Source organism: Myxococcus sp. CA005, from assembly GCF_006518205.1.
GTDB classification, from domain to species: Bacteria; Myxococcota; Myxococcia; order Myxococcales; family Myxococcaceae; genus Myxococcus; species Myxococcus xanthus.
The window spans coordinates 53,028-61,993 of sequence record NZ_SRLV01000051.1 but is presented as its reverse complement, the minus strand read 5'-3'; the positions used below and the strand labels follow the sequence as shown (position 1 = coordinate 61,993).

The following is an 8,966-nucleotide window of genomic DNA, read 5'->3' as shown; positions in this document are numbered from 1 at the left end:
ACCCCACCCCGCCCAGCAGCTCCGTCACGTCCAGCCCGCCGCCGAAGCTCGCCTTCGTCAGGCCCGCGGCCAGCGCGAAGGCCACCATCACCAGCAAGTCGCCGATGATGACCAGCGCCATCAGGAACTCCGTGAAGGCGCCGCGCGCGCTCGTCTCCTGGACGATGGCGATGGTGACGGTGGGCGAGAATGACACCACCACCGTGGACAGCAGCGCGCTGACCGCCAGCGCCTGGGGCACCGTCATGTCCGCCAGGAAGGGCAGCAGGGGCTTGAGCGCGAAGGTGGCCCCGAAGCACACCAGGAAGGTGACGCCGCACACGGCCGCGCACAGCAAGGCCACGCGCGCGCCCACGCGGCGGATGAGCCCCAACCGGAGCTCCGTGCCGGCCACCAGCGCGATGAGGCTCACCGCCAGCCCCTTCACCAGCTCCAGCCCCTTCACGCCCGCGTTCGGGATGAAGCCCAGTGCATAGGGCCCCACCGCCACGCCCACCAGCAGGTAACCGGTGAGGCGAGGCAGGCCCAGGCCCTTGGCCACCTTTCCCGCGAACAGGCCGCACAACAGCAGCGCGCCCGCCGCCAGCATCACCGGTGTTCCCGAGTCCGCCCGGAGCACCTGTGCCCGGCTGATGATGGCCAGGAGCACCATCAACAGCAGCAGCCGGATGACCGCGCCCGTCATGCCGCCACCTTGTCGCTGTCAGCCGGGTTCTCGGAAATGCTGCGGGGCGGGTCCACCACGTACTGGAAGGCCTGGCCCGCCAGCAGCTCGTTCACCACCGCGCCCATCACCACCACGTCCAGCACGCGCCGCGACAGCCCTCCCGGCACGAGCATCCCGTACTCCGCCACCAGGCACAGCGCCAGACCGCCCTGGGCGATCAGCGCGTAGCCCAGCCGGGGTGGCAACACGAGCGTCTGCTGCACCAGCCGCCGCGCGAACCGGCCGCCCAGCATCTTCCCCAGGAAGCGCAGGCCCACGAAGGCGGGCATCAGCACCCAGGCCCAGTAGTCCCGCGCATGCACCGCGCAGCCCACGAGGAACACGAGCACCAGGAACACGGGCCGCTCCACCCGGCCCAACGCGCGCGCCACGCGCTCCGAGGTGCGGCCTCCCACCACCGCCAGCGTCGCCCCACACGCCACGCCCGCCAGCAAGGGCGACACCCGCAGGTACGCCGCCGCGCCGCTCACCAACACCACGCCGCCCAGCGTCACCGTGGTCAGCTCCGCCAGGTCCTTCAACGAATGCGTGAGGAAGGCCAGCAGCGCCCCACACATGACGCCCAGCAGCAAGGCCAGACACACCAGCCCCAGGCCTTCGCCCACGTTGCTGGCGGCGCCGATCATCAACGCCAGCGCCAGCACGCCCAGACCCACCGCGTCATCCAGCATGGTGAGCAGCGCCACGCCCAGGCCGCGCGCCCGGTCCAGGCGCCCCGCGCGCCATGCGAGCACGGCCGAGTGCCCCGAAGAAAGACTGGCCGCCGCCCCCAACATCGCCGCCGCGCCCACCGCGCCGAGCAGCCCCCGGGCGGACGTGAAGACGAGCGGCACCAGCAATGGCAGCGCGACGAAGAAGAAGGCTGTTCCGGAGTGCGCCAGCCCCGACAGGTAGACGGACCGCGGCAACAGGCGCAGCAGCCGGGGCTCCAGGTTCAGGCCCAGCAGCACGCCCGCGGTGCCCAACCCCAGCGCCATCACCGGGCGCATGGCCTCCAGGTGCCGCTCGGTGAGCACCCCTGCTACGGAAGGCCCCAGGAAGATGCCGAGCAGAACGAAGAGAAAGCCGCTGGCCGCCAGTCTCGCCAGCGCTGGAAAGCGCCCCGGGTCCAGCGCACGGCTGGAGGCGAGCAGCGACAGCGCCGCGATGGATAGGAAGACGAGCAGCGCTTGCACAGCCCGTGCTTATAACGACGGGGCGCTTCCCGTCACGACCGGCGATGCGTGGGCGCGGAAATCACTGGCATGGCGACCAGCCGTCCCATGGGCGGCTCGTCCGCGTCCATTTCCAGTTGGACGCGCTGCACCAACCGTTCCATCTCCTCGGCGGGCAGGCCTGGCAACAAGCTCACCAGGATGACGCGATCGTCATCGGCGCCCAACGCCAGACTGCGGAGCCCCGCGAACACGGGGACCTCGGCGGATAACGCCGCCGCCGCGCTCCGAGCCCGCACCACCAACGGCTCCGGGATACCGAACTCCCGGAGCCGGCGGATGGCCCGCTCGGTTCCTTCCAACTGTTCGAGGAACGTGATGACCAAGTACACGCGGCCCTCTTAGTCGGTCCGCGAGTCTGGCGCCACGCTCGCGGTGCTACTCGTTCTGGCCCGGCCCCGCCGGCTCTCCGGAAGAAGGGGGGGTGGATGGCGCCGGCGCCGCACCCTCCTGGGGCGGAGCACCTGCCGCGCCCTCCTGCGCCGCCATGGCGGCCCGCGCGGCCCGCTTGCCCTCTTCGATGAGCTTCTTCACCTTCTGCCCACCCTTGCGGCCAATCTCCTCGTAGAAGTTCGGCCCCCGGGTGGCCTTCACCCTGTCGCCACCCTTCTTGCCGATCTCCTCGTAGAACTTGGCGCCGCGCTCGGCCTTCACCGTCTCGCCGCCCTTGCGGCCAATCTCCTCGTAGAAGGAGCGACCGCGCTCGGCCTTCACCGTGGCGCCGCCCTTGCGGCCGATCGTCTCGTAGAACTCGCGACCGCGTTCGTTCCGGACCGTCTCGCCACCCTTCCGGCCCGCTTCGGCCACCGTCATGCTGCCCTTGTTGTCCTTGTCCGACATTTCCCTATCTCCTCTCGTGACTACCCCAGCCCTCGCCTTGGTGCCCCTTGCCTGAAACCTTGGGACGGAAGCGCCCCGATGCAAGCAAGCTCCGTACACCGCCAGCCGTTCACGCCTGATACGCCACACGAAAACACCTGTGATTTCGTGGGTTTCGCAACGCCTGCCGAGCTTTCGGACCGGGCGGCGGGCTGCCCGGCCGGACGCTTTCATGTTGGAAACACCCCACTGCACATTGCGGATTCCCGAAGCCACCTTCACTTTCAGGCCCACGGCGCGGCGGAAGTGGGGCCGCGGGGGAGATACGGCGTGGCGCAGTCGGTGAAGACCTGGCTCCGGGTGTTGGCCCCGATGCTCGTCTCAATGGGGGGGCTTGTCGCACTCCGGCTGCTCGGGCCGGACTTCGTCGACCAGCAGCGCCTCGCCAGTTGGTTGGAGCCCTTCGGGAAGTGGGCGCCTATTGCATACATCGGCTTCCTTGCCATCCGGCCCGTGACACTGCTTCCGGGTCAGCTGCTGACGGCCGTGGGCGGGATGATGTTTGGCACGCTCGCAGCGACCCTCTATTCACTAACGGGCGGCTTGCTGTCGGGCCTGCTGCTTTTCGCGGCGGCGCGCAAGTTGGGCACCGGGCTCATGAAGCGCCTGGCTGGCAGCAAGTACCCCGCACTGGTGCGGGCGGCGAGGCGGCATGACTTCCTCTTCGCCTTCACCGCCTGCATCAATCCGCTGTGCCCCACCGACGTGATGCTGGCGGCGGCGGCGGCGAGCGGAGCGCGGCTGACGCCCACGCTGGCCGGCGCCTTGATTGGCACCCTTCCTGGCACCTTCCTCACGGCGCAGCTCGGCAGTGGTCTGGCCCAGGGCCGCACGACGATGACGGCGGTCGCCGCCGCGGGCCTGGTGGTGTCGCTGGTGCTCGGCGCCTACATCGGGCGGCGCTTCTACAAGGAGCTCAACGAAGACGCGCCGGAGCCACAGCCACGCGCGGAGCCGCCGCCGCCCGCGCGACGCCCCATCCGTCATTCCGAAGAGACGGCCAAGCCCGCGGCGGTCTAGGCATGCATGGGGGGCTCCGGGAAGAGCTCCACGCGGCGCTGCACGCGCTCCCCTGGGCCCACGCCCGTGGGCAGTGAGACGGCCCGGGCCATCTCCTCACCGTGTCGCAGCCGCATCCGGATCACCTCCGGCGCGAAGTCCAACATGTCCCCCATGGGCCGTGCGGGCTCGATGACGGTGATGCGACAGTACCGGTAGGGCACCCCATCCGGACGCCGCACGGTGAGCCCCGCGTCGTAGGCCTGACGGACGATGTCGTTGATGCGCACGAAGGCATCCACGTCATTGAGCAAGATTTCGTTGAGGGTGATGTCGGCGAGGCTGCGCGTGGCCACCTCCAGGAGATTGGCCGGCGGCTTCGCCCGTTCGACCTGGGATGGTGAGCAGACGATGACGACGATTTCCGTCGGGCCGAACTCCAGCGCATCCCCCAGGGGCGTGGCGTTGCGCAGTCCGCCGTCGACCAGGGCCGTCGCGCCCACCGGCTCCCAGAGGATGGGCAACGTCGAGCTCTGCCAGACGGCGTCCAGGAAGTCCCTCGAGTCGCTGGGCACCAGCTCGTAGTTGCCAGAGACCAGGGACACGCGCCCCACGTGGGCGGGCACCCGAAAGCGGTGTCCGGCGAGGTGCCGCTGGATCAGCTCCCGCATGGGCGTGTTGTCGTACAGCCCCAGTTTGCGGAACAGGCCCACGCGCAGGGCGATGAGCGGCCACGGCAGCTTCCGGTAGAGGTCCGCCTCGCGGATGTTCAACCAGATGTCATTCAGCGCCCGGTAGGAGTGCTGGGCCAGCAGCGCGGCGTTCAGGGCCCCCACGGACACGCCGAAGATGCGCTCCCAGCGGAAGCCGTGGACCTCCCGGAGGACGCGCTCGGCGCCGACCTGGAAGGCTCCCTTGGCCCCACCGCCGGACAGTACGAGCGTTGCGGGACGATCCTTCATGGCACGCCTCCTGGGAAATGGACCTGGCGCAGATGGATAGGGGCGTGCCAGCGCGGCGGGAATCACCCCGGGGCGTGGGCCCCTGTCCACCGTCCCTCGGGTTCCCGGGGCACCTCGGACGGCAACTTCCATGCACCACCGGCCGGAAGCCTCTCTAGGATGGGCGGATTCACTCCTCCGGAGCTTCGATGATCCGCTTGCCTGGCTGTTGTGTGGTGGCGCTGCTGCTCGCGTTCCTGCCGTCCGCGGTGCTGGCCCAGCAGCCCACCGCGGACGCCGCCATCCATGACGCACTGCGCGTCCTCAAGCAGGAGATGGAAGACGCCCTCAACGCCCAGGACATCGACCGGCTGCTGAGCCACCTGCACCCGGATGTCTCCTTCACCACGATGAACAACGACGTGCGCGTGGGGAAGGAATCCATCCGCGCGTACTACGATGAGATGATGCGCGGGCCGAATCGCGTCGTGGACCGCATCCAGGCGAAGTTCGAGGTGGATGACCTGACCCGCCTGTACGGCGACACCGGCATCGCGCGCGGCTCGTCGCGGGACCACTACGTCCTCACGGACGGCACGGACATCGTCATCGACGGCCGGTGGACCTGCACCCTGGTCCGGGAGGGCGACCGCTGGCGGATCGCCGCGTTCCACTACTCCACCAACGTCTTCGACAATCCCCTCCTCACGCGGGTGAAGCACCTCGCGCTCGCGGGAGCGACGGTCATCGGACTTGGCGCGCTCGTGGCGGGCGCGGCCATCGGCCGGAGGCTGCGGCGCCGAAGCCCCGGGCCCACCCCTCACGCGCCCTGAAGCCGGCGGGCCGTCACCTCGGCCAGGAAGGGATGGCGCCGGGGAAGGCGCTTGCGCCAGAACGACTCGATGGAGCGGTGGAAGAGGCGCAGCAACGCCAGCCCCGGACGGCCCTCCAGCGCCGCCAACTGGCCGGCTGTGCCATCCAGCAACGCCCTGGCCCGGACGTGCTCCGCCGTCATCCATGCGCGGCCCGCCTCCGTTCCCAGCAGCGCGTCGATGTCCGTCGGATCCGCGCCGTCGCCACGGACAGCCGCCGCGACCTCTTCCGGAACGTTGTAGAGCCCCTGGGCCAGGTCCTCTCGCAGGTCCCGCATCACCGAGCACCAGCCGAAGGCCTCCATCAGCGCGGGCGCGTCCTCGGCCCGGACGCCCGCCCCGGCGACGTGCAGCATCAAATCCACCGACAAGCAGAACGTGTCGCGTTGCTGCGCGCGAAGCGCCTCCGCGCTCCACCACTGTCCGGCCTTCACCCGCTCCCGGTCCTTGCGCATCGTCCGCACCAGCGCGAAGACCTGGGCGCGGGCCGTGTCGTCTCCCAACTGCTCGAGCAGCACGCGCCCCAGCGTGGCCGCCGTCCCCCGGTCCTCCCCTCGCCCGGACTCCAGCTCCCAGAGGAGCGCGTCCACCCAGTCGAGCGGCTCTCCGTCCACCGCGCGGTCCCCATCCAGCACGTCGTCCACCAGTTGGAGGAAACAGAAGCCCACCCGCGCCCCCCGAGCCTCGCGCCACCACCGGCTCACCGCGTAGCGGTAGAGCACCAGGGCAATCAGCCCGTAACGCAGGTGACGCCGCGCGAAGCGATAGGACTCCCGGGCGCACAAGGCTTCGACTCGCAGGGCCTCGAGGAACGCCGTGCGGCGCGCCCAGGGAGCCACCCACCGCCAGGTGCCCCAGGCCAGCAACGCCCCCGCGACCACGTCCACCACGTGGTGCTCGTGGATGAGCAACGTCGACGCCGCGATGGCCAGCGCCCACAGGCCGAAGAGGATACGCCCCAGCACGCCGGCCCGCTCCGCGTAGGCCAGGGCCGCCGTGCACGCGAAGGCCACGTGGAGGGACGGCAGGTAGTTCCGCTCCAGGTTCAGCGTGTCCGCCAGTTGGAAGACGCCCGCCCAGGCCCCCTCCACGGCGCGCGGCGGCCAGGCCACCTCCACCGGGAAGAGGAGGAAGCACACGGCCGCGAGCGCTGTCTCCACACACAGCGCCAGCGCGAAGGGCACCATGTCCCGCCACGTCCGGAAGACGAAGAGGGACAGCAGGAGCAGCACGTCCATGCTGACGTAGACCAGCGCCCAGGGCGGCATGAACGGGATGTGGCGCTCGAAGGACAGCTCCACCCGGAGGCCCCCGGTGTAGAAGCCCGTGAGCCAGCTCGCGCCGCCGTAGACCGCCACGAAGAACAGGGCGAAGCCCGTGGCCATGGCGGCCGTGAGGGACAGCTCCTCCTTGCGTGGCCACCCGAACAACGCGGGACGTGGGCTCATCACTCCTCCATCGCGGCGGGCAGTGGCCGAGGGCCTCGCCACATGGACAGCCAGATGCGCAGGAAGGACGGTCGCGCCACCTCCGGGTCCACGTAGCGCCCCAGGTAGAGCCAGGGCACGTGCGGGTGCCGGTGATGGGCCCGGTGATAGTGGTAGTTGAGGAACAGCCACCGCACCGGAGCGGCCACGCGCAGGTCCCACGCGCCGTCACGGACATGCAGCGGTGACCACGCATGGTCCGCGTACTGGAGCGCGCTCCAGTTGACGGCGAAGGCCGCGTAGCAGAGCCCCCACCCCATCGCGGACACATCCAGCGCCACCACGAGCCCGGCCTGCACACAGGCCGCCAGCAGCACCTCCGCGCGGATGGCACCTCCGGAAGCGGCTTCCAGGCGTCCGAGGTACGCGTCCGCGCCCGTCTGCTCGCCGTACCGGGTGCCCGTGCCGCGAAGCCGGTGCAGCAATCCGGGAACGAGCGCGAAGACCACCGCCCCCACCGGGACGAACAGCCAGTAGAGCCCGGTGAGGATGGAGTACCACTGCGCCCGCTTCAGGAAGCGGTTGTCTCCGGGCCGGAAGTAGTCGAACTGCTCCAGGTGCGTCCGGTTGTGGCGGTGGTGATTCAGGTGGAAGGCGCGCTGCATCGTGAAGGACGTGGGGAAGAACGCCGCGGCGAACCGGCCCAGCGTGTCGTTCACCCACCGCACGGGGTGCAGCACGCCGTGCGTGGCCTCATGCAGCAGCGAGAACACGGTGTTGTTGACGAACGAGAAGACCACCGCGGCCAGTGCCTGGATCGCGAGCCGCTCCGCGTGTGACGCCAGCCACAAGCATCCGGCACAGGCCGCCATGGCGCAGACCAGGAGCACGGCGTTGAGCGCGGCTGGAATCGGAGTTCCCACGCCCTCACCCTCTGTCGTCATCGGGCGCCTCCGGCAGGCTGTCGGTGAAGTCGAGCACCTGGCGCAGCACCGGGTCCGCCGCCGCCCCCGCCCGGTTGAAGCGCATCCCGTCGAGCACGGACAGGTCGCGCCGCAGGAACGACGTGAACAGCCACCGCGACACCTGGAGCGCCAACCAGTCCACGCCCGGAAGCCGGCTGCGGCGCGCGGCGAAGGCGAGCCGCACGAACAACCCCTCCTCGCTCTGATGAAGGCCCGCGAGCAACGCGCTGCGCGTGCGTCCCAGGTCGCTCTCCACGGACAGGAGCGTTCCGCCATGCAACGTGAGCGTGACACCGATGCGATCGCCGGACAGGAACTTCATCACCCGGTCACTGAGCCCGCTGCCCGTGACGCGGGACGTGTACCGCACGCGCAAGGTGAACGGGTCCGGGCGCTCCACCACTGGCGCGTCCCGCAGCTCACGATGGTGCACCGTGCGCAGGTGCTCCAAGTCGAAGGCATTGGCCACCACGGGCAGCCAGTCACAATGCACCGCGAAGCGAGCCGACGTGCCCCAGCGCAACGCGCCGCTGCCCACCTCCGGCGGAGGGAAGAGCACCACCGGGCCATTGAAGACCAGGATGGCGCCGTACCGCTCCACCACGGGGAAGGCCCGCTGTGCCGTCTTCCCTGGGCAGGCGCCACTGCCGTCGAACTGCCAGTGGTGGAGTGGACACCGCAGCGAATCCCCCACCACGGTGCCACCACCCAGGTGCGCGCCCATGTGGGGACAATGGGCGGCGAGCGCGTGGACCGCGCCGCTCCGTCCCCGGAAGAGAACCAGCTCCCGTGTGCCCGTGCTCCAACGCATCACCTGCCCGGGCCGAAGCGCTTCGGAGGGGCACACGAGGTGCCACGCGCGCAGACGGCCTGGCTCGGGGTGACGCACAGGCTCCAGCCGCGAGGCAATCTTCACCACCATGCTGAAAATCTAACGCAACG

The 8,966-nt window shown here is 70.0% G+C and carries 9 protein-coding genes and 1 pseudogene; 2 read left to right on the top strand and 8 right to left on the bottom strand.

Going from position 1 to position 8,966, the window contains the following annotated elements:
- The 4 genes and pseudogenes from FMQ63_RS22385 to FMQ63_RS22370 form a co-directional block, all read right to left on the bottom strand.
- Positions 1 to 685, bottom strand: a pseudogene (locus FMQ63_RS22385) (transporter); the annotation flags it as partial.
- Positions 682 to 1,902 carry a hypothetical protein gene (locus FMQ63_RS22380; RefSeq protein ID WP_011553860.1) on the bottom strand — a complete coding sequence of 407 codons (1,221 nt, stop codon included), beginning with the start codon at positions 1,900 to 1,902 and terminating at the stop codon, positions 682 to 684. The gene FMQ63_RS22380 and the pseudogene FMQ63_RS22385, both read right to left, overlap by 4 nt.
- A gap of 32 nt (positions 1,903 to 1,934) precedes the next feature.
- Positions 1,935 to 2,273, bottom strand: a complete 339-nt coding sequence (locus FMQ63_RS22375) for a hypothetical protein (protein WP_011553861.1) — start codon at positions 2,271 to 2,273, stop codon at positions 1,935 to 1,937.
- Between the two features lie 46 nt (positions 2,274 to 2,319).
- Positions 2,320 to 2,781 (bottom strand): general stress protein, encoded by a 462-nt coding sequence (locus tag FMQ63_RS22370; protein ID WP_011553862.1) that lies wholly within the window; start codon positions 2,779 to 2,781, stop codon positions 2,320 to 2,322.
- A 285-nt stretch (positions 2,782 to 3,066) separates the two neighbouring features.
- On the opposite strand from FMQ63_RS22370, the gene FMQ63_RS22365 reads away from it, so the two are divergent.
- A complete protein-coding gene (locus FMQ63_RS22365; RefSeq protein ID WP_011553863.1) occupies positions 3,067 to 3,840 on the top strand; it encodes a TVP38/TMEM64 family protein in 774 nt (257 codons plus the stop codon).
- Here FMQ63_RS22365 and FMQ63_RS22360 read toward each other — a convergent pair.
- Positions 3,837 to 4,781, bottom strand: coding sequence for a patatin-like phospholipase family protein (locus FMQ63_RS22360; RefSeq protein WP_225909278.1), 945 nt, complete (start codon positions 4,779 to 4,781; stop codon positions 3,837 to 3,839). The genes FMQ63_RS22365 and FMQ63_RS22360 overlap by 4 nt on opposite strands.
- Before the next feature lie 188 nt (positions 4,782 to 4,969).
- Here FMQ63_RS22360 and FMQ63_RS22355 point away from each other — a divergent pair, with 188 nt between their 5' ends.
- A complete protein-coding gene (locus FMQ63_RS22355) occupies positions 4,970 to 5,593 on the top strand; it encodes a nuclear transport factor 2 family protein (RefSeq protein WP_011553865.1) in 624 nt (207 codons plus the stop codon).
- Here the strand turns inward: FMQ63_RS22355 and FMQ63_RS22350 are convergent.
- From FMQ63_RS22350 to FMQ63_RS22340, 3 genes are read right to left on the bottom strand one after another with little or no spacing between them, the layout of a single operon-like run.
- Entirely contained in the window at positions 5,581 to 7,080 is a 1,500-nt protein-coding gene (locus tag FMQ63_RS22350) for a phosphatase PAP2 family protein (protein ID WP_011553866.1), read from the bottom strand. The genes FMQ63_RS22355 and FMQ63_RS22350 overlap by 13 nt on opposite strands.
- Positions 7,080 to 8,003: a fatty acid desaturase gene (locus FMQ63_RS22345; protein ID WP_020478087.1), complete on the bottom strand. Its 924-nt coding sequence runs from the start codon at positions 8,001 to 8,003 to the stop codon at positions 7,080 to 7,082. Before FMQ63_RS22345 ends, FMQ63_RS22350 begins: the two co-directional genes overlap by 1 nt.
- On the bottom strand, positions 7,987 to 8,946 hold the full coding sequence (locus FMQ63_RS22340) for a Rieske 2Fe-2S domain-containing protein (protein ID WP_011553868.1): 960 nt from the start codon (positions 8,944 to 8,946) through the stop codon (positions 7,987 to 7,989). The genes FMQ63_RS22345 and FMQ63_RS22340 overlap by 17 nt, the downstream gene beginning before the upstream one ends.
- Positions 8,947 to 8,966 lie beyond the last annotated feature (20 nt).